Annotated in this window: 17 protein-coding genes; 10 read left to right on the forward strand and 7 right to left on the reverse strand. The window is 28.2% G+C overall.

What is annotated here, in order from left to right:
* Positions 1–792, reverse strand: a complete 792-nt coding sequence (locus tag ACJJVK_RS06235; RefSeq protein WP_405564243.1) for a universal stress protein — start codon at positions 790–792, stop codon at positions 1–3.
* 96 nt (positions 793–888) lie between these two features.
* Here ACJJVK_RS06235 and ACJJVK_RS06240 point away from each other — a divergent pair, with 96 nt between their 5' ends.
* The 4 genes from ACJJVK_RS06240 to ACJJVK_RS06255 all read left to right on the forward strand — a co-directional run bounded on the left by ACJJVK_RS06240 (position 889) and on the right by ACJJVK_RS06255 (position 5054).
* On the forward strand, positions 889–2220 hold the full coding sequence (locus ACJJVK_RS06240; RefSeq protein ID WP_405564246.1) for an MATE family efflux transporter: 1332 nt from the start codon (positions 889–891) through the stop codon (positions 2218–2220).
* A 60-nt stretch (positions 2221–2280) separates the two neighbouring features.
* Entirely contained in the window at positions 2281–2745 is a 465-nt protein-coding gene (locus tag ACJJVK_RS06245; RefSeq protein ID WP_405564248.1) for a hypothetical protein, read from the forward strand.
* Between the two features lie 51 nt (positions 2746–2796).
* Positions 2797–4206 (forward strand): sensor histidine kinase, encoded by a 1410-nt coding sequence (locus ACJJVK_RS06250; protein ID WP_405568322.1) that lies wholly within the window; start codon positions 2797–2799, stop codon positions 4204–4206.
* A gap of 65 nt (positions 4207–4271) precedes the next feature.
* Positions 4272–5054, forward strand: a complete 783-nt coding sequence (locus ACJJVK_RS06255) for an enoyl-CoA hydratase/isomerase family protein (RefSeq protein WP_405564250.1) — start codon at positions 4272–4274, stop codon at positions 5052–5054.
* Positions 5055–5133: 79 nt separating this feature from the next.
* Here the strand turns inward: ACJJVK_RS06255 and ACJJVK_RS06260 are convergent, their stop codons facing one another.
* The 3 genes from ACJJVK_RS06260 to ACJJVK_RS06270 form a co-directional block, all read right to left on the reverse strand.
* Complete coding sequence (locus ACJJVK_RS06260; RefSeq protein WP_405564252.1) at positions 5134–5715, reverse strand: hypothetical protein; 582 nt, start codon at positions 5713–5715, stop codon at positions 5134–5136.
* 272 nt (positions 5716–5987) lie between these two features.
* Positions 5988–6569: a hypothetical protein gene (locus tag ACJJVK_RS06265; protein ID WP_215994679.1), complete on the reverse strand. Its 582-nt coding sequence runs from the start codon at positions 6567–6569 to the stop codon at positions 5988–5990.
* 275 nt (positions 6570–6844) lie between these two features.
* Complete coding sequence (locus ACJJVK_RS06270; RefSeq protein ID WP_405564255.1) at positions 6845–7426, reverse strand: hypothetical protein; 582 nt, start codon at positions 7424–7426, stop codon at positions 6845–6847.
* A 276-nt stretch (positions 7427–7702) separates the two neighbouring features.
* Between ACJJVK_RS06270 and ACJJVK_RS06275 the strand changes: the two genes are divergently transcribed.
* A complete protein-coding gene (locus ACJJVK_RS06275; protein WP_215994681.1) occupies positions 7703–8575 on the forward strand; it encodes an AraC family transcriptional regulator in 873 nt (290 codons plus the stop codon).
* 109 nt (positions 8576–8684) lie between these two features.
* Here the strand turns inward: ACJJVK_RS06275 and ACJJVK_RS06280 are convergent, their stop codons facing one another.
* The 3 genes from ACJJVK_RS06280 to ACJJVK_RS06290 form a co-directional block, all read right to left on the reverse strand.
* Entirely contained in the window at positions 8685–9344 is a 660-nt protein-coding gene (locus ACJJVK_RS06280) for an HD domain-containing protein (protein ID WP_405564257.1), read from the reverse strand.
* A 2-nt stretch (positions 9345–9346) separates the two neighbouring features.
* Positions 9347–9586, reverse strand: coding sequence for a hypothetical protein (locus ACJJVK_RS06285; protein WP_405564260.1), 240 nt, complete (start codon positions 9584–9586; stop codon positions 9347–9349).
* Between the two features lie 138 nt (positions 9587–9724).
* Positions 9725–10135 (reverse strand): BrxA/BrxB family bacilliredoxin, encoded by a 411-nt coding sequence (locus ACJJVK_RS06290; protein WP_405564262.1) that lies wholly within the window; start codon positions 10133–10135, stop codon positions 9725–9727.
* A gap of 161 nt (positions 10136–10296) precedes the next feature.
* On the opposite strand from ACJJVK_RS06290, the gene ACJJVK_RS06295 reads away from it, so the two are divergent.
* The 5 genes from ACJJVK_RS06295 to ileS all read left to right on the forward strand — a co-directional run bounded on the left by ACJJVK_RS06295 (position 10297) and on the right by ileS (position 19700).
* Positions 10297–11058 carry a TerB family tellurite resistance protein gene (locus ACJJVK_RS06295; RefSeq protein ID WP_405564263.1) on the forward strand — a complete coding sequence of 254 codons (762 nt, stop codon included), beginning with the start codon at positions 10297–10299 and terminating at the stop codon, positions 11056–11058.
* 479 nt (positions 11059–11537) lie between these two features.
* A complete protein-coding gene (locus tag ACJJVK_RS06300) occupies positions 11538–13076 on the forward strand; it encodes a gliding motility-associated C-terminal domain-containing protein (protein ID WP_405564265.1) in 1539 nt (512 codons plus the stop codon).
* Between the two features lie 11 nt (positions 13077–13087).
* Positions 13088–14005, forward strand: a complete 918-nt coding sequence (locus ACJJVK_RS06305) for a type IX secretion system membrane protein PorP/SprF (RefSeq protein WP_405564267.1) — start codon at positions 13088–13090, stop codon at positions 14003–14005.
* 17 nt (positions 14006–14022) lie between these two features.
* Positions 14023–16083, forward strand: a complete 2061-nt coding sequence (locus ACJJVK_RS06310) for an OmpA family protein (RefSeq protein ID WP_405564270.1) — start codon at positions 14023–14025, stop codon at positions 16081–16083.
* 209 nt (positions 16084–16292) lie between these two features.
* A complete protein-coding gene (ileS, locus tag ACJJVK_RS06315) occupies positions 16293–19700 on the forward strand; it encodes an isoleucine--tRNA ligase (RefSeq protein WP_405568325.1) in 3408 nt (1135 codons plus the stop codon).
* Positions 19701–19702: the final 2 nt, after the last annotated feature.

The following is a 19702-nucleotide window of genomic DNA, read 5'->3' on the forward strand; positions in this document are numbered from 1 at the left end:
TTACTTCCCTTTTAAAATCAATAAAGGTAAACTTGTATGGAATTCTTGTTTAAGAACTGTGTTTTTTTCCCAAAGTTTTTTGAAAAAGCCTCGTTTACGTCTAAAAACACATAACATATCTGGGTTGTGTGTCTGAAAATGTTCTAAAACTCCTTGAAAAGTAGTTGCATTTTCGGTTACTGTTAAAGTGCTTTTTAATTTTTCTAAATCTTTATTTATTATTAAATCTTCTTCAGAATAACTAGGCGTTTTTACTAAAAGTAAATTTACAGTTGTCTCAAATTTATCAACAATAAATTCTAAAGGTTTTAAAGCAGTTTTGCTTTTTACATTTCCAGATTTAAAAGCCATTAAAATACTTTTAACGGGTTTGTATTTGTAGTTTTCTGGTACTGTTAAAATGGTAATATCTGTTTGTTTTACTAAGCTACCAGCAGTTTTTCCTAAAAACACTTCTTCTTTAATAGAGTTACTTTTAGCACCAACAATAATTAAATCTATGCCTAATTCTTCATCAATTGCCAAAACACTATCTACAACAGTACCTTTTGCAGAGATTAAATTTACATCTACATCTTTTTTATCTACAGATTTAACAATAGTTCGTAAATATAAATTTGTTTCACGTTCAATAATCCTATTAATATTAATCATAGTTCCTGCTTTAGATTGAGCACTGTAAGCTCTAAAAACAAAAACTTTTGCATTAATTTCATCAGCAAAATCAATAGCGTATTGTAAAGTGTTTGCTGCGCTTTCTGTAGATCCAATAGGTACTAAAATGTGTTGCATAGTAGGTGAAATTTAAGTTGCAAAGTTACTATTTTTTAATAAAGTAATAATTGTTGAGCTTGTTAAGATACTTACCTTTGTAAAAAAGAGAATTCATTGAAAAATGACATCAGTTTTAAGCACATTAATAAATTAGCAATCCCTGCTTTAATTGCTGGTATTGCAGAACCTTTATTGTCTATAACAGACACTGCTATTATTGGTAATATAAACGAAAACGCAACAGAAAGTTTGGCAGCAGTTGGTATTGTTGGTGCATTTATTTCTATGTTAATTTGGGTTTTTGGGCAAATAAGAAGTGCTATTTCTTCTATTGTTTCTCAATATGTGGGTGCAAATAAAATAGACGAAATTAAATCGTTACCTGCACAAGCTATTGCAATTGTTGTTGGTGGTAGTTTTTTAGTTTTGGCAATTTCTTATCCGTTTGCAAAACAGATTTTTCAGTTTTATAATGCATCTGGTAGTGTTTTAGAATACTGTATTGCTTATTTTAAAATTAGAATTTTTGGTTTTCCATTTTCACTTTTTGTATTTGCTATTTTCGGAGTTTTTAGGGGTTTACAAAACACTTATTATCCAATGATAATTGCTATAATTGGAGCCTTGCTTAATATTGTCTTAGACTATGTTTTTGTTTATGGAGTTGATGGTTACATACCAGCAATGTATATTGAAGGTGCTGCTTATGCAAGTGTAATTGCACAATTTATAATGGCCATAATAGCTTTAATTCTGTTGATAAAAAAAACAGATATATCATTAAAAATTAGCTTTCCATTACATCCAGAAATACCAAAATTATTAGGGATGATTGGTAATCTTTTTATTAGAACCATTGCATTAAATACAGCTTTATATTTTGCAACATCTTATGCAACAGATTATGGAGCAGCTTACATTGCTGCCTATACAATTTGTTTGAATATCTGGTTGTTGGGTGCTTTTATGGTTGATGGTTATTCTAGTGCAGGTAATATTTTGGCGGGTAAATTATTAGGTGCAAAAGAATATAAAAAGCTAATAATTTTAAGTAATAAATTAACCAAATATGGTTTGTTTACTGGTGTTATAATTGCAGTTGTTGGTTTTCTTTTTTACAATGCAATTGGCACAATATTTACAAAAGAAACTTTGGTTTTAGAAAAGTTTTATCAAGTTTTTTGGATCGTTATTATTACTCAACCTATAAATGCGATTACTTTTATTTTTGATGGTATGTTTAAAGGTATGGGTTTTATGAAGTATTTGCGAAACGTATTAATTCTATCTACAGGATTGGTTTTTATACCAACTTTACTATTTTTTGATTGGTTAGATTACAAGTTAATTGCCATTTGGATTGCTTTTACACTTTGGATTTTAGCGAGAGGAATTCCGTTGATTATTAAGTTTAGAAATCAGTTTTTGCCACTTGCTAATTCTTAGCATCTCTTTTGTAGACGCTTTATTATTTACTTATCTTGTAAATCTTAAATCACTAAAAAAATGAAATTAAAATATATTTTCTTTATTAGCTGTTTTGGAATACTTATTGTTGCTTGTACAAAAGAAAAAACTTTACAAGAATATATGATAGATTCTTGGCAAACTACATATTTAAAAATAGAAATGCCAACTTATGAAAAATCTGATTCTCTTGAAGTTTTTGAAGATAAATTTGATAATAACCCTGAGTTAATTGCCCAATCTAAATACAATGCAGATGGTACTTTTAACGCTTGGTTTATCAATAAAGAAAATAAAAGAATTTCTGATTCTGAAGGCAAATGGCATGTAGAAAATGATTCTCTTTTTGTAGAGTTTTTTTATGATGGTAGGAATATGAAAATAAGTTATCACATTACAAAAACCAATGAAGGTTTTATTGGTAAAAGCAATTTTGATTGGGATAATGATGGCGAATTTGATGATGCCTTAACCATGAAAACGAAACGTATTAAATTAGATTAAAAATTGGTTAACTTTAAAAAAATATCTTTAAGAATACGTATCTTTTTATCCATGATTGTATTGGTGATTTTAGCATCAATATTAATTTTAGTGGTTACAGTTTATCAATATGATGAGCAAACTAAAGATTATAATATTCAGCGTTTTGAGCGTAAAGAAGCTACCACAAGATTAACAATAGATTTAGAGTTAAATATAAAAACCACATATCCTGTAAAGACAGATAATTTATCAAAAATATTTCAAGAACGTATTTACGAAATATCATCAATCAATAAATTAAATATTTCAATTTTTGATTTACATGGTAACTTATTAGTATCATCTAAAACAAATGCTTTCGAAACTACAGAAATAGAGCCTTTGCCCTATGATATTTTAAATGATTTGGCACAAAATTCTAATCACAGAATTTTAATTCCGGTTGTTAAAAATGGTATGGGTTACCAAACTTCTTACACGTATATAAACGACCCTAAATTTAAACGAATAGGTATTTTAGAATTGCAGTTTACACAAGACAATTCAGAAGTAGAACATGAGCTAAAAGAATTTATTTCTAGATTAGGTTTAGTGTATTTGTTAATGCTGTTTATTGCAATTGCAATGGCGTATTTTTTATCGAGTTATATTACAAGATCTATTAAAACTATTTCTGATAAAATGCAACAAACAAGAATTAACGAGCGTAATGAAAAAATTATGCTAAATTCTGCAAGTTCTGAAATCGAAATTCTAGTAGAAGCCTACAATAGTATGATAGATCAGCTAGAAGAAAGTGCTGTTAAATTAGCGAAAAGCGAACGTGAACAAGCTTGGCGAGAAATGGCAAAACAAGTGGCGCATGAAATTAAAAATCCGTTAACACCAATGCGTTTAACAGTACAAAGTTTTGAACGTAAATTTAATCCTGAAGATGAGAAAATTAAAGAAAAGTTGGCAGAATATAGCCAAACTTTAATTCAGCAAATAGATGTTATGAGTTCTATTGCTTCTGCTTTTTCAGATTTTGCAAAAATGCCAACTCAAAAAAGAGAAAAAATAGATGTAATTAGTGTAGTAAAATTAGCATTAGATATTTTTAATGAAGATTTTATTTCTTACACAACAGAGTCTGCAGAGCTATTTGCAACTTTAGATAAAACACAATTGATTAGAATTGTAACAAATCTGGTAAAAAATGCTTTACAAGCCACAGAAAAAGAAGAAAACCCTGTAATTGATGTTAAAGTTGTATCAGAAAAAAATAATATAAAAATTACAGTTTCTGATAATGGTAAAGGAATATCTAAAGAAGTAAAAGATTTAATCTTTGAACCAAAATTTACGACAAAATCTAGTGGAATGGGCTTAGGTTTACCAATGATAAAAAATATTATAGAGGCTTATGATGGTATTATTTCTTTTAGTTCTAAAGAAGGAATAGGTACTGTTTTTACTGTAATTTTACCAAAAGAATAGAAAATTACCTTTTTTGTTTTATGCTGTTTTTATCAGTAAAAAACATGAATTTAAAATTATAAAAAATGAAATTTAATAACATATTAGTAGAAAAAAGTGATGCTTTAGCACAAATAACGATCAACAGACCTAAAAAATTAAATGCTTTAAATAAAGAAACTATTACAGAATTAAGTAATGCTTTTAAACTTTTAGAAGAAGATGAAGTTGTTAAAGTAATAATATTAACAGGTTCTGGAGAAAAAGCATTTGTTGCTGGTGCAGATATTTCTGAATTTGCTCATTTTTCTATTGATGAAGGCCAATCTTTAGCAAAAAAAGGCCAAGAAATTTTGTTTGATTTAGTAGAAAATTTATCTATACCTGTAATTGCTGCTGTAAATGGTTTTGCTTTAGGTGGTGGTTTAGAATTAGCAATGTCTTGCCATTTTAGAATAGCATCTAACAATGCAAAAATGGGATTGCCAGAAGTTTCTTTGGGTGTAATACCTGGTTATGGAGGCACACAACGTTTGCCACAATTAGTTGGTAAAGGTAAAGCAATGGAAATGATTATGACTGCTGGAATGATTTCCGCAGATGAAGCTAAAAGTTTTGGTTTGGTAAACCATGTAACAGAACAAGAAGATTTATTGCCTTTAGCAGAAAAATTGGCAGGTAAAATTATGCGTAATTCATCTGTGGCTATTGCTACTGCAATAAAAGCTGTAAATGCTAGTTTTAAAGACGGTGTAAATGGTTTTGATGTAGAAGTTAAAGGTTTTGGAGATTGTTTTGGTACAGATGATTTTGCTGAAGGTACAACAGCTTTTTTAGAAAAAAGAAGACCAGATTTTCCAGGTAATTGAAAATATTAATAAATAAAAAAACGAGCCTATTAAGGCTCGTTTTCTTTTTAGATTTAAATCTTAATTGGGTTAAACTTTTTTAAATTTCAAAATCGTTGCTAAAGCTTCTTCCATTGTTGTGTAAAACAACAGTATAACTCCCTTTTACATCTTGGTCTAAACTGTAAACTCTATTTAGAATGTCGTCACCTTTTACAGTTTCTGAAAAAATAATCTCATCATTAAAATAGATATAAATTTCTGATGGTTTTTTATCAAAAGCAATTTTAGAAATCATTAACTTGTTTTCTTCGTTTCTAATAACTGGCTTAAAAATTACTTTCTTAGAATCTTCATTAAAGGTTACAGAATCACCTTTTACAGTTAATGTTTTAATTACAATTTCAAAATCCTTTTCTAATTCTAAAGTATAATTACCATCATTTAATTTAGAGAAATTAAAAAACTTTACAAGATTACCTGCTTTGTTTATATTTTCGAAATGAAGAACAACTCCGTTTTCATCTTTTATTGTTAATTGTTGTCCTTTCTTTGCTCCTTTAAATACTACTTTTGTTTTGTTAGCATTTAATACATTTTTCAATTCTGAATTGTTGGCGTAGTTTACTAATGTTCCGAACATAAAAACTACTACTAATACTGTTTTTTTAATTGTTTTCATAATATAAATTTTTTAAGATTTATACTGCAAAGTTATAGCAGAACTTTAGTTTATAAAACAACATAATTGGCACATTTATATTCTATATTATCAAGTTAAAATACACTAAATTTTCATAGGGTTAATATAGTATATATTTGTACTAATTTTATATACTTTTCAAAAAGTGTGATTTATTCTAAATTTAGTTTTTAACGCAAAAAAAAACGAACCAATTAAGGTTCGTTTTCTAGATTTATTTCTAAATCTGATAATTAACTAAAAACTATCTTTTATATTTTAAATTCGTTACTGTAACTTCTACCATTGTTTTGTATAACAACTTTGTAATTACCTTTAAGTTCTTCGTCTAATTTATAAACTCTGTTTAAAATAGTATCTCCTTCTATAGTATCAGAATAAATGATTTCATTGTTATAATATAAAGCAACATCTAAAGGTTCATTATCGAAAGCAATTTTTGTAATCATTAATAAATTATCTTCATTTCTAACCACTGGTTTTAAAATTACTTTTTCAGAAGCATCATTTAAAAATACTTTTCCTGCTTCAATTTTTATTGATTTTACAACAATTTGAAAATCTTTTTCTAATTCTAAAGTATAACTACCATCTAAAAGCTGAGAGAAATCGAATGTTTTAATAAGTTTACCTTCTTTGTCTACATTTTCAGTATAAAGTATAACTCCATCAATATCTTTTATAGTTAACTGTTGTCCTTTCTTAACCTCGTTAAAAACAACTTTTACATTTTTAGTGTTTAATACATTTTTACTATCTGTATTGTTAGCATAATTTAATAAAGTTGCTAACATAAAAACCACTACTAATACTTGTCTTTTAATCGTTATCATAATATAATCTCTTTAAGATTTATGCTGCAAAGGTATGTTAGAAGTTATGTTCTGAAAACAACACAATTGGCAACTTTATGTGTTATTTTAACTGTTATGTATTAAGGTAATATTTAGTGTGTTAATTTAGTATATATTTAGAGCAATTTTACATACTTCCTAAAAATCAATTTTCACCAATATTTAAAATTAGAGCAAAAAAAAACGAGTCTGTTAAGACTCGTTTTATAGATTTAAACATAAAAATCTATTAATTAACTATAAACAATACTTTATTATATTTTAAACTCGTTACTATAATTTCTACCATTGTTTTTTACCACAACTTTATAGTCACCTTTTTCATTAATATCTAATTTATATACTCTGTTTAAAATTTCTTCTCCTTCTACAGTTTCAGATAAAATAATTTCATTATTGTAATAAAGATCAACTTCTAATGGTTGGTTATCAAAAGCAATTTTAGTAATCATTATTAAGTTTTCTTTTTTTCTTATTACAGGTTTTAATATCACCTTTTTAGTGTCTTCAGCAAAAATTACTTTATTATCTTCTATTTTTAAAGACTTAACTATAATTTGAAAATCTTTTTCTAATTCTAAAGTATAGTTACCATCTTTAAGTAAAGAAAAATCAAAAGTTTTTATAAATTTACCAGCTTGAGCAACATTCTCAGAATAAAGTACAGTACCATTAATATTTTTAATAGTTAGTTTTTGTCCTTTTTTTACTTCATTAAAAACTACTTTTACTTTGCTAGCATCTAATGTGTTTTCTGATGTTGTGTTGTTTGCATAGTTTGTAAATGTACCTAACATTAAACTTGCTACTAATACTGTTTTTTTAATTATATTCATTACTCTTTATTTATATACTTTTTTCTAAATTGATAAATTTATTTGTAAAAAACTTTATATCAATTGTTTAATATAAAGTGTGCTTTTTATTTATCAATACTTTATTAGCACACTGCAAAGTTATACATGAAAAGAAGGTTTAAAAACAACAGAATTGGTTAATTTATGTGCTAAATTAACACTTTGAGGGGGCTTGTGTTTTAGTGGGGTTAATTTAGAACATAAAGATGATAATTTTATATAGATAGTATTATTTCTATGTCGTATTTTTGCACCATGATACAGAAAAAACCAACTCTAGAAAAAATCACCCCCAATTTTGGAAGTTCTTTTTTATTAAAAAAGCACGTAGAGTTTTTAAAAACAAACAGACCTTTTTGGCATTTTCATCCAGAAATAGAATTGGTGTACGTTAATAAAGGTAAGGGAAAAAGGCATATTGGTAATCATATCAGTTATTTTAACAATAGTCAATTGGTATTAATAGGTTCTAATTTACCTCATATTGGTTATTTAGATCGTTTAACAACCAATGGTTCAGAAACATTAATTCAGTTTTTACCAGATTTTTTAGGAAAACAATTTTTTAAAATTCCAGAAATGGCAGCTATAGATGCTCTTTTTGAGCGAGCTAAAAAAGGAATTCGTTTTAATATAGAAATTAAGCAAAGAATTGGAGCTAAAATAGAAAGATTAGTGGAATTAGAAGGCCCACATAGAATAACATCTTTTATAGAAATATTATACGATTTAGCTACAACAGACGATTATACGTTGTTAAATGCAAACGGATTTGCTTTTGAAAGTGCGCATCAAGATAGTAATAAGATAGAGGTTATATATAAACATATTAACGAGAATTTTAAAGATCATATTAGTTTAGATGAAGTTTCTGAGTTAGTGAGTATGACTGTGCCTGCTTTTTGTAGATATTTTAAAAAATCTACAGGAAAAACTTTTACTAAATTAGTAAATGAATATAGAGTTGTACATGCAACAAAATTATTGGCAGAAAGCAATATGAATATTGCAGAAATTAGCTTTGAGTGTGGCTTTAATAATTTTTCTCATTTTAATAAATTATTTAAAGAGTTTACAGGTAAAAGTGCATCTGTATATAGGAGTGAGTTAAAAGATTTAATACAATAGACTCAATATTAAATAACATACCTCAAAATTTAAACACAAAAAACTCCTTAACAAATTATTGTATTTGTTAAGGAGTTTTTTGTTTATATCACCTTTTTAAAAGGTAATTTTAAAGTTTACCATTCCACTCATCATAAAATTGTTTTAAATAAAGTTCCATAAATTGATGTCTACTTTCTGCAATTTTTTTACCAGTTTCAGTATTCATTTTATCTTTTAATAAAAATAGTTTTTCGTAAAAGTGATTTATAGTAGGCGCATTAGAATTTTTATATTCTTCTTTGGTCATGTTTAAATTGGGTAAAACTTCAGGATCATACAAAGCCCTGTTTTTAAAACCACCATAATTAAAACAACGAGCAATACCAATGGCACCAATAGCATCTAAACGATCTGCATCTTGTACAACTTCTAATTCTTTTGATGTGAATTTGTCTTTTTCTTCTTCCAAAGAGTTTTTAAAAGAGAGATGTTTAATAATATTTACAACATGTATGCCTATTTCTTTAGATACTTTTTGAGCAATCAAAAAATCTTTAGCCTTTTTAGGGCCTAACTTTTCATTACCATTATTAAATTTAGGATCTGCAATATCATGTAATAAAGCAGCTAAAGAAACTACAAATAGATCTACTTGCTCTTCTTTAGCTATTAATAAAGTGTTTTTAAAAACACGTTCTATATGAAACCAATCATGGCCACCTTCTGCACCTTTTAATTCTTCTTTTACAAATGCAATTGTATTCTCTATAATTTTTTCTGGATTCATAATTATTTTTTTGAAGCAATTTGTTTTTTCAATTTTTTAATATCTAAAAAGAAAAAAACTTGCATAGGAATAAAAAATAAAGGTAATAAAGATCCAAAAGAAAAGCCTTCTTGGTAGGTTTTATAAAATGTTACTATAAATAGTAAAACAATTATACAGCCATGAAAAAGAGATAGTTTGTGTTGTGTTTTCAATTTTTTAATAAGTTCTTCTTTTGTATAAGGAGTTGGTTTAAATGCCATATTTGTTTACTGATTTATAAATATTTCTATCACTTTTTAATATTTCTACGTTTAATCAAAAGAAATTAAATATAAAAAAATCCACTTAAAAAGTGGATTTTAAAAAGTCTTTTACTTTAAAAAGATTTCGATAATTTTTTAACAGTGCTCATCATAAGCAGCAGCCAAGTTCTGTGCAATCATCTGTGCAGAACGACCTTCAATATGATGACGCTCTAACATATGTACTAAATTTCCATCTTTAAATAAAGCTATTGCTGGTGATGAAGGTGGAAAAGGAATCATATACTCTCTTGCTTTTTGTGTAGATTCTTTTTCTACACCAGCAAAAACAGTGGTTAAGTTTGTAGGTGTTTTCTCTGCACCTAAAGAAGCAATTGCTCCTGGTCTTGCAGTACCTGCAGCACAACCACAAACTGAATTTACCATTACTAAAGTTGTGCCTTCTTTAGCCATTGCTTTTTCTACATCTTCTGCAGTATATAATGCTTCAAAACCAGCATCAATTAACTGATTACGCATTGGTTTTACTAATTCTTCTGGATACATAATAATCTATTATTTAGGTTGCAAATATAACTATAATAATACAAATTTCAATTTCATTACAAATACAAGTATTGATAGATATATCAATAAAATTGATATTTTATATTCAGCTAAAAATCGCGATGATTTCTTATATTTGAAGCTTAAATTATATATTTTATATGGGGAATTTTACCAAATGGTTAGGTGCAGGCTTGGGTTTTACATTCGGAGGTCCAATAGGTGCTGCAATTGGTTTTGCCATTGGAAGTTTTGTAGACGGATTTGAGGCAGATGTTTTTAAACAAGAACAGATAGATTATAATAGAGATAGAACAAATAATAATTCAGAGAATTCTAATACACAATCTGGCGATTTTGAAATGAGTTTATTGGTTTTGGCATCTGTTGTTATAAAATCAGATGGTAAAATAGATCAACGTGAGTTAAACTTTGTGCGTTCTCAATTTTTAAGTATGTATGGTAAAGAGCGTGCTAATAATGCTTTTAAGTTATTTAAAGGAATTGTAAAAAAAGATGTTTCTTCACGTCAAGTATGTATTCAGATTAGAGAACATATGTCTCACGCTTCTCGTTTACAATTGCTACATTTTCTTTTTGGCATAGCAAAAGCAGATGAATTTGTTTCACAAAGTGAAGTAGATGAAATTAAAAAAATAGCAGGTTATTTATACATTAATCAAAATGATTATGAATCTATAAAGGCCATGTTTTATGATGCATCTGGTAATGCATATAAAATCTTAGAAATAGATAAATCTGCTTCTAATGATGATGTAAAAGCAGCTTATAGAAAAATGGTAAAAAAATATCATCCAGATAAATTAAGAGATCTAGGTGAAGAGCATTTAAAAGGTGCAAAAGAAAAATTTCAAAGCATTCAAGACGCTTACGAAAAAATAAAAAGCGAAAGAGATCTTTAGGTTTTAATAAGGTTTTAACATTTTTTTTACTGCTGATTCTTAAAAATTAAGTATTTAGGGTAATTTTTTTGTTAAAAAATTTTATTATTATAAAACTTCTTCTATATTTATAGCATAATATAAAAATCTTATTATGATGTCCCCCCAAAAAAATCATAATTCGTTGCTATGTATTGCATACGATTTATACCTGCATTTCTTCCAAGAAAGAAAACATTTTCATTCTTTTTTAGTAAACAAACAATTTTTTAAACTAGTTAGCTCTTACAATACTGCACTATCTGTTATTGTAACAAGAACTGACTATGAAAAAAAATATTCACTTAATTATTAATTCCAATAGTAACTCTAAAAGGTTTTAGAAAAAAGCCTAAATAATATTGGGAAATTTTTCTAAAGTAATTTTATAGTATTCATCTAAAAAGCTAATTTTTTAATTAGCAATAGCTATTAAGTGAAACTTATTAAAAAAAATAAAAATGTATAAGAATTATAATAAACATATAATTAGAAAAGTAATTTTCACTTTTTTAATTTTAATAAATATATCAACTACAAGTTTTGCAGTTCATAATAAGCCTTCTATAAAAGAAAGTATATTCACTTCATTAACAGCAAATTTAGTAGCAAATAACGACGATTTTTCATCTACAGTAATTAATGGTTTAATTGGTGGTGTACCAGGTAACGTTTTTGCAAATGATACTTCAGATGGAGCTACTGCAACATCAACTTTAGTAATTCCATCAATAGTTTTAGATGGTAATTTAGCAGGTGTAACTATTTCTGCTAATGGAAATGTAAATGTACCTGCAGGTACACCTTCTAGAGTTTTTACAGTAACCTATCAAATATGTGAAAATGGAGAACCAGCAAATTGCGAAGAAGCACTAATTATTATAGTAGTAAATGGAGATAGTGATGGGGATGGAGTTTTAGATTCTGATGACCTATGTAATAATTTTGATGATACTTTAGATAACGATTCTGATGGTATACCTGATAGTTGTGATGATGATGATGATAATGATGGCTTTTCTGATGTTAGCGAAGGCTGTACAGCACAAGTTTCTAATACATATCAAAAAATACACTTTGCAGATGGTAGTATAGATACTACAGATGATACAGATGTAAACTTAGTATATTCTACAAACATTAATTATGTAGATAGAATTGGTGGAGAAGAATCACCAGATAATTTATTGTTTTTAACAGGTTTCGATCCTATAGGAGGTCAAGCAAAAATGGTGTTTAATGTTAGAGATCCTTATGTTATAAATGTATATGAATTTATAACATTTAAAGCTTATTTATTTGATAATAGAAGAGATTTTTCTGGTGATTATGATTTGCCCATTAGAGCTACAATAAATACGGTTTCTGCAGGTGCTTTTTCTGTAGATCAATTATTATCAATAGCACAAACAACAGATTTAGATGCTGGTAAATGGATAGAAGTAGAATATAAAATTCCAGTTTCTGGATCAACAATAAAAGAAATAGCTATTAATAATATAACTTTTGAGATAGAAGTAAACTCAGAAGGTGTTAAAGATACTTTTGATGCTACAACATCTGAAGTTTTTGGAGTAATTCCTTTAGAGTTAATTTCAGATATAGAAGGTCAAGATTGTTCTAATAGTTTAGATTGCGACTCAGATAATATACCAGATTATCAAGATAGTTCAGATTGTGGTGTTATAGAACCACCAGTTTCAGATTTTATCCCAAATACATTTACACCAAATGGAGATGGTACAAATGATGTCTTTGAGATCCCTGCCTTATTAAATTATCCAAATTTTAAAATAGAAATATTTAATAGATGGGGTAATAAAGTACATGATTATAGTAATAATGGTAATGTAAACCCACTTTGGTGGGATGGTTATTCTGATGGAAGACTTACTTTAAATAGTGATAAACCTTTACCAATTGCCACCTATTATTATATCATATATTTTAATGATGGTGTAAAAGAACCAATACAAGGTTGGGTATATTTAAATAGATAATGCAATAAAAGATGAAAAATATTATACTAATTATTGCAGTTATTTTATGTACAGTTTCTGCAAAATCGCAACAAAATCCTCAATACACACAATATGTGTATAACATGAATGTTATAAACCCTGCTTATGCTGGTTCTTTAGATGGTTTAACTTTAAATTTTTTAGCAAGAACACAATGGGTGGGTATAGATGGCGCACCACAAACTATTACAGTAGGTGCCCATAAAGCTTTAAGAAATAATCTAGGTTTAGGTTTGTCTGTTATAGTAGATAAAATTGGCCCAGTACAAGAACAAAATATTTACGCAGATATTTCTTATACAATAGATCTTAATAATAATTCAAAATTAGCATTTGGTTTAAAAGGTGGTGTTACTGCTTTTAATCTTTGTATGTCTTGTTTAAATTCTACAGACCAAGAAACTTCAGAATTTTTAAATAGAAGTGCAAATAAAACTTTGCCAAATATTGGAGCAGGACTTTTCTATTATACAGACTCATTTTATTTAGGTTTTGCAATGCCTAATTTATTAGAAATGTATCATTTCGAAAAAACAGGTAATCAAGTAACAAATGGTTCAGAGAAAACACATTATTTTTTAAACTCAGGTTATGTGTTTGATGTTTCTAGAAATGTAAAACTAAAACCATCAATAATGGTAAAAGGAACACAAGGTGCCCCATTATCTGTCGATTTTTCTGCAAATGCATTGGTTAATGAAAAAGTAGAATTTGGGTTGTCTTATAGATTAAGCGAATCTTTATCTGCCCTAATCAACATTAAAGCTAGAGATAATTTAAGAATTGGGTATGCTTACGATCATACACTTACCAGTTTAGGTGGTTTTAATTCGGGTAGCCACGAAATTTTCTTGCTATTTAATATTAATTCAGAAAGAAATAGAATTAGATCTCCTAGATTTTTCTAGCATAAAAAAAGATGATTATGAAAAAATTACAACAATTAGCTTTTTTGTTTTTGCTTAGCTCAATTACTCTTTTGGGGCAATCTAATGAAACAAGATTAGCAGATAGCTATTTTGAGAACTTATCTTACGTAAATGCAATTCAAGAATATAAAATTTTAGCAGACAGAAATCCAAATGAATATGTTTTAAAACGGTTAGCAGATAGTTATTATGCAAGTTTAAGAATGAAAGAAGCAGCAGTAACTTATGCTAGGCTTTTTACGCTATATAACATTAAAGACCAAGAATATATTTTTAAATATTCGCAATCTTTAAAAAGTATTGGCAGGTATGCAGATGCTTTGTATTGGATGGAAAAATATCAGAAAACAAACAAAGAAGCTAACCCAGCAAACCATTCTGATAATAACTTAACAGATTCAGCTCAAGAAATATTTGTAAGTGAAAATAGACCATCAAAAGAAAATATTGCTTCACAAAACAACCCAAGAAATGTTGGCGTTTTTAGTGGGTCATCTAGATTTACTTTACAGAATTTATATTATTTAAACACACCTTTTTCAGATTTTGGAGTTACAGAATATCAAAATAAAATACTGTTTTCATCACCAAGAAAATTAAAAGCAATTTCTACGGATGTTGACGAAAGTAACAAAGCCAATTTTTTAGACATTTATCAAGTTAACGAAGCTGATATTTTTTCAGAAGGAAAAAAACAACGATTTTCTAACTTGGTAAATGAGAAGTTTCATGAATCTTCTATTTCTTTTTCACCAAATTATAAGGTGATGTATTTTACTAGAAATAATTATAATTACGGTAATTATAAAGTTGATGGTAGAGGTTATATTAACCTAAAGATTTACAAAGCAGAATTTATAAATAACAGATGGCAAAACATTGTAGAATTACCTTTTTGTAGTGATAATTATTCTGTGGGTCATCCCTCTGTTAGTAAAGATGGTAAGCTTTTGTATTTTGTATCTGATATGCCAGGAAGTATAGGTGCAACAGACCTTTATGTAGTAAATATAAATGCAAATGGTAGCTTTGGTATGCCAAGAAATTTAGGAAATTCCATAAATACAAAAGGTAGAGAAATGTTTCCTTTTATTGCAGATGATAATACTTTATATTTTTCTTCTGATGGGCACAAAGGAGCAGGAAATTTAGATGTTTTTGAAAGTAAAATGGTGTATCAACAATTTCAAACTCCAGTAAATTTAGAAGCTCCAATAAATTCAAAGGCAGACGATTTTGCTTTTTCTATCAATCAAAGCACTCAAAGAGGGTATTTATCATCTAATAGAGTAGGAGGTAAAGGAGATGATGATATTTATAGTTTTGAAAGAGTTTATGAAAATATGCCAGAACAAGTACCAGAAAAATGTAATGAAATCGTTACTGGAACTGTAAGAAATTTAAAATTTCAAAAATATATTTCTTTTGCTAATTTAGTTTTAAAAGATGTAAATGGTAATACCATAAAAAATACAAAAGCAGATGAATTTGGTAAATTTTCGTTAGAGTTACCTTGCAATCAAAGTTATGTAATTACAGGTTCTAAAGAATATTACAAACCAGATACTAAGAACTTTAAAACTAAAGAAGCTTTAATTATAGATTTAAATTTAGAAATTGTAGACGATTTTGTGTATAATCTAAATAAAGAAATTATTATTAAAATAAATGATATTTATTTCGATTACAATAAATGGAATATAAGACCAGATGCAGCAAGAGAACTAGATCATATTATTGCTGTTATGAATAAGTATCCGAGTTTAAAAGTTACTTCTACTTCACATACAGATGCAAGAGGTACCTCTTTTTATAATAAATCATTGTCGCAAAAAAGGGCAGATGCTACTGTAGATTATATAATTTATAGAGGTATAAGTCCAGATAGAATTACTGGTAAAGGTTATGGAGAATCTAGATTAACCAATAAATGTGTAGACAACGATTTTCATTTTAACAGAGTGTATTGTTCAGAAGACCAGCACCAAGCCAATAGAAGAACATCTTTTGTAATTCAGAATATTGATGAAATAAAAGCAACAACAAGATATAGGTAGTTTCTATTTATTTACAAGAGAAAATCCTTTAAAGAATTGAAATTACTTTTTTTATGGCTAAAATCAAGAAAATCCTTAATTTCGCAATCTTATCAGAAAAGTGATAAAATGTAAGCGAAAACTTTAATTTTTAGAGGATTATATATTGCAAAATAAAAACTCTTTTAAAAGTTAAAGTTTACATCTGACCATTAATTTAAATTAAAAAAATCCAGATGAAATTTCCTGAATATAAAGGACTTGATTTACCAAAAGTAGCAGAAGAAATTCTAAATTATTGGCAAGAAAATAACATTTTCGAAAAAAGTGTAACTTCTAGAGAAGGTGCTAAACCATTTGTGTTTTTCGAAGGTCCACCTTCTGCAAACGGACTTCCAGGAGTACACCACGTTTTAGCAAGAGCTATTAAAGATATTTTTCCTCGTTATAAAACGATGAAAGGATACCAAGTAAAACGTAAAGCTGGTTGGGATACTCATGGTTTACCAATAGAATTAGGTGTAGAAAAAGAATTAGGTATAACCAAAGAAGATATTGGTAAAACAATTTCTGTAGAAGATTATAATGCTGCTTGTAGAAAAGCAGTAATGCGTTACACAGATATTTGGAACGATTTAACTCAGAAAATGGGTTATTGGGTAGATATGGATGATCCATATATAACCTATGAACCAAAATATATGGAGTCAGTTTGGTGGCTTTTAAAACAGATTTATAACAAAGAATTAATTTACAAAGGCTATACAATTCAGCCATATTCACCAAAAGCAGGTACAGGTTTAAGTTCTCACGAGCTTAATCAGCCAGGCACTTATCAAGACGTAACAGACACTACAATTGTTGCTCAGTTTAAAGCAATTGAAAGTACACTACCAGATTTTTTACAAAAATTTGATCATTTAAACTTTATAGCTTGGACAACTACTCCTTGGACATTGCCAAGTAACACAGCTTTAACAGTTGGACCAAAAATAGATTATGTTGTTGTAGCAACTTATAATCAATATACTTTTGAGCCTATTCACGTTATTTTAGCTAAAAACTTAGTTGGTAAACAATTTGGTGGAAAAAACAATGTTCAAGCAGAATCTGTAGATGAATTAAGTGCCTATAATAAAGGTGATAAAAAAATACCATATTTAATCTGTACAGAATGTAAAGGAACAGATTTAGTAGGTATTAAATACGAGCAATTGTTAGATTATGTTTTACCTAACGATAATCCTCAAGATGCTTTTAGAGTAATTTCTGGAGATTTTGTAACTACAGAAGATGGAACAGGAATCGTACATACAGCACCAACTTTTGGAGCAGATGATGCTTTGGTTGCAAAACAAGCAAGTCCAGAAATTCCGCCAATGTTGGTAAAAGATGCCAATGATAATTTAGTGCCTTTAGTAGATTTACAAGGTAAATTTAGACCAGAAGTTACTGAGTTTGCAGGTAAATATGTAAAGAACGAATATTATGCTGATGGTGAAGCTCCAGAAAAATCGGTTGATGTAGAAATTGCCATTAAATTAAAAACAGAAAACAAAGCCTTTAAGGTAGAAAAATACAAACACAGTTACCCAAATTGTTGGAGAACAGATAAACCAATTTTATATTATCCATTAGATTCTTGGTTTATTAAAGTAACTGATGTAAAAGATAAAATGCATTCTTTAAACAAAACCATAAACTGGAAACCAGAATCTACAGGTACTGGACGTTTTGGAAACTGGTTAGCAAATGCAAACGACTGGAATTTATCTCGTTCACGTTATTGGGGAATTCCATTACCAATCTGGAGAACAGAAGATGGTAAAGAAGAAATTTGCATTGGCTCTGTAAAAGAATTAAAATCAGAAATGGCAAAAGCTGTAGAAGCTGGTGTTTTAGCAAAAGATATTTTCGAAGATTTTGAGGTTGATAACAATTCTGATGAAAATTATGCAAAATTAGATTTGCATAAAAATATTGTTGATGAAATTACTTTAGTTTCATCTACAGGACAACCAATGAAACGTGAATCAGATTTAATTGATGTTTGGTTCGATTCTGGTTCTATGCCTTATGCACAATGGCATTATCCGTTCGAAAATAAGCAGAAAATTGATGGAAACGAATCTTATCCAGCAGATTTTATTGCAGAAGGAGTAGACCAAACTCGTGGTTGGTTTTATACTTTACATGCAATTGCAACTATGGTTTTTGATTCTGTTGCCTATAAAAACGTAGTTTCTAATGGTTTGGTTTTAGATAAAAACGGACATAAAATGTCTAAACGTTTAGGTAATGCTGTAGATCCTTTTACAACTTTATCTAAATACGGAGCAGATGCCACAAGATGGTATATGATTTCTAATGCCAATCCTTGGGATAATTTAAAATTCGATTTAGAGGGTATAGAAGAAGTAAAACGTAAGTTTTTCGGAACTTTATACAATACCTATTCTTTCTTTAGTTTATATACAAATATTGATGGTTTTTCTTATGCTGAAGGAGATATTCCTCAAAACGAAAGACCAGAATTAGACAGATGGATTTTATCAGAATTGCATACTTTAATTAACAAAGTAGATAAATTCTATGAAGAGTATGAACCTACAAGAGCAGCAAGAGCTATTTCAGATTTTACTGGCGAATATTTAAGTAACTGGTATGTACGTTTAAGTAGAAGACGTTTTTGGAAAGGAGATTATCAAACAGATAAAATTTCTGCATATCAAACTTTGTATACGTGTATGCTTACCATTGCAAAATTAGCATCGCCAATTGCGCCATTTTTTATGGACAGGTTGTACCAAGATTTAAATGCTGTAACTGGTAAAGAAACATCAGAAAGTATTCATTTATCAGAATTTCCAAAATTTGATAAAAGTTTTGTTGACCAGAGTCTAGAACGCAAAATGGAAAATGCACAAACCATATCATCTTTAGTATTATCATTAAGAGCTAAAGAAAAGATAAAAGTGCGTCAGCCATTACAAAAAATTATGATTCCTGTTGATAATCCTCAGCAAAAAGAAGAGATTTTAGCAGTGTCAGATTTAATTAAGCATGAAGTAAATATTAAAGAAATCCAATTAATGGAAGATGCTTCAGACATATTAATTAAACAAATTAAGCCTAATTTTAAAACTTTAGGGCCTAAGTTTGGTAAAGATATGCGTTTTATTGCAGCAGCAGTTAAAGGGTTTAATCAAGAAGATATTAACAAAATAGAAAAAGATAAAAACATTTCTGTTGAAATTAATGGAAAAAATATTATTTTGGGGCTCGAAGATGTAGAGATATCATCTAAGGATATAGAAGGTTGGTTAGTGGCTAATGAGGGTTCTATAACAGTTGCTTTAGATGTTACTATTACTGAAGATTTACGTAAAGAAGGTGTTGCTAGAGAATTGGTAAACAGAATTCAGAACGCACGTAAAGACACAGGTTTAGAAGTAACAGACAAGATTAAGTTAACTGTTTTAAAATTCGAGAACTTACAACAATCTATCTCAGATAATAAAGACTACATAATGAGTGAAACATTAACCAAAGAATTGGTTTTTGTTGATAAATTAACCAATGGAACAGAAATTGAATTCGACACCATTAAAAGTAAAATATTTATAGAAAAAGTGTAGTA

This window comes from Polaribacter sp. Asnod6-C07 (assembly GCF_045063625.1).
Classification (GTDB): domain Bacteria; phylum Bacteroidota; class Bacteroidia; order Flavobacteriales; family Flavobacteriaceae; genus Polaribacter; species Polaribacter vadi_A.

What these genes read in the sequence shown, in the direction of transcription:
- ACJJVK_RS06300 (WP_405564265.1), top strand. Translation starts at nt 11,538, where the DNA reads ATGTATAAGAATTATAATAAACATATAATTAGAAAAGTAATTTTCACT.
- ACJJVK_RS06285 (WP_405564260.1), bottom strand. Translation starts at nt 9,586, where the DNA reads ATGGCATTTAAACCAACTCCTTATACAAAAGAAGAACTTATTAAAAAA.
- ACJJVK_RS06260 (WP_405564252.1), bottom strand. Translation starts at nt 5,715, where the DNA reads ATGAAAACAATTAAAAAAACAGTATTAGTAGTAGTTTTTATGTTCGGA.
- ACJJVK_RS06255 (WP_405564250.1), top strand. Translation starts at nt 4,272, where the DNA reads ATGAAATTTAATAACATATTAGTAGAAAAAAGTGATGCTTTAGCACAA.
- ACJJVK_RS06305 (WP_405564267.1), top strand. Translation starts at nt 13,088, where the DNA reads ATGAAAAATATTATACTAATTATTGCAGTTATTTTATGTACAGTTTCT.
- ACJJVK_RS06250 (WP_405568322.1), top strand. Translation starts at nt 2,797, where the DNA reads ATGATTGTATTGGTGATTTTAGCATCAATATTAATTTTAGTGGTTACA.
- ACJJVK_RS06270 (WP_405564255.1), bottom strand. Translation starts at nt 7,426, where the DNA reads ATGAATATAATTAAAAAAACAGTATTAGTAGCAAGTTTAATGTTAGGT.
- ACJJVK_RS06290 (WP_405564262.1), bottom strand. Translation starts at nt 10,135, where the DNA reads ATGTATCCAGAAGAATTAGTAAAACCAATGCGTAATCAGTTAATTGAT.
- ACJJVK_RS06275 (WP_215994681.1), top strand. Translation starts at nt 7,703, where the DNA reads ATGATACAGAAAAAACCAACTCTAGAAAAAATCACCCCCAATTTTGGA.
- ACJJVK_RS06295 (WP_405564263.1), top strand. Translation starts at nt 10,297, where the DNA reads ATGGGGAATTTTACCAAATGGTTAGGTGCAGGCTTGGGTTTTACATTC.
- ACJJVK_RS06310 (WP_405564270.1), top strand. Translation starts at nt 14,023, where the DNA reads ATGAAAAAATTACAACAATTAGCTTTTTTGTTTTTGCTTAGCTCAATT.
- ACJJVK_RS06235 (WP_405564243.1), bottom strand. Translation starts at nt 792, where the DNA reads ATGCAACACATTTTAGTACCTATTGGATCTACAGAAAGCGCAGCAAAC.
- ACJJVK_RS06280 (WP_405564257.1), bottom strand. Translation starts at nt 9,344, where the DNA reads ATGAATCCAGAAAAAATTATAGAGAATACAATTGCATTTGTAAAAGAA.
- ACJJVK_RS06265 (WP_215994679.1), bottom strand. Translation starts at nt 6,569, where the DNA reads ATGATAACGATTAAAAGACAAGTATTAGTAGTGGTTTTTATGTTAGCA.
- ACJJVK_RS06245 (WP_405564248.1), top strand. Translation starts at nt 2,281, where the DNA reads ATGAAATTAAAATATATTTTCTTTATTAGCTGTTTTGGAATACTTATT.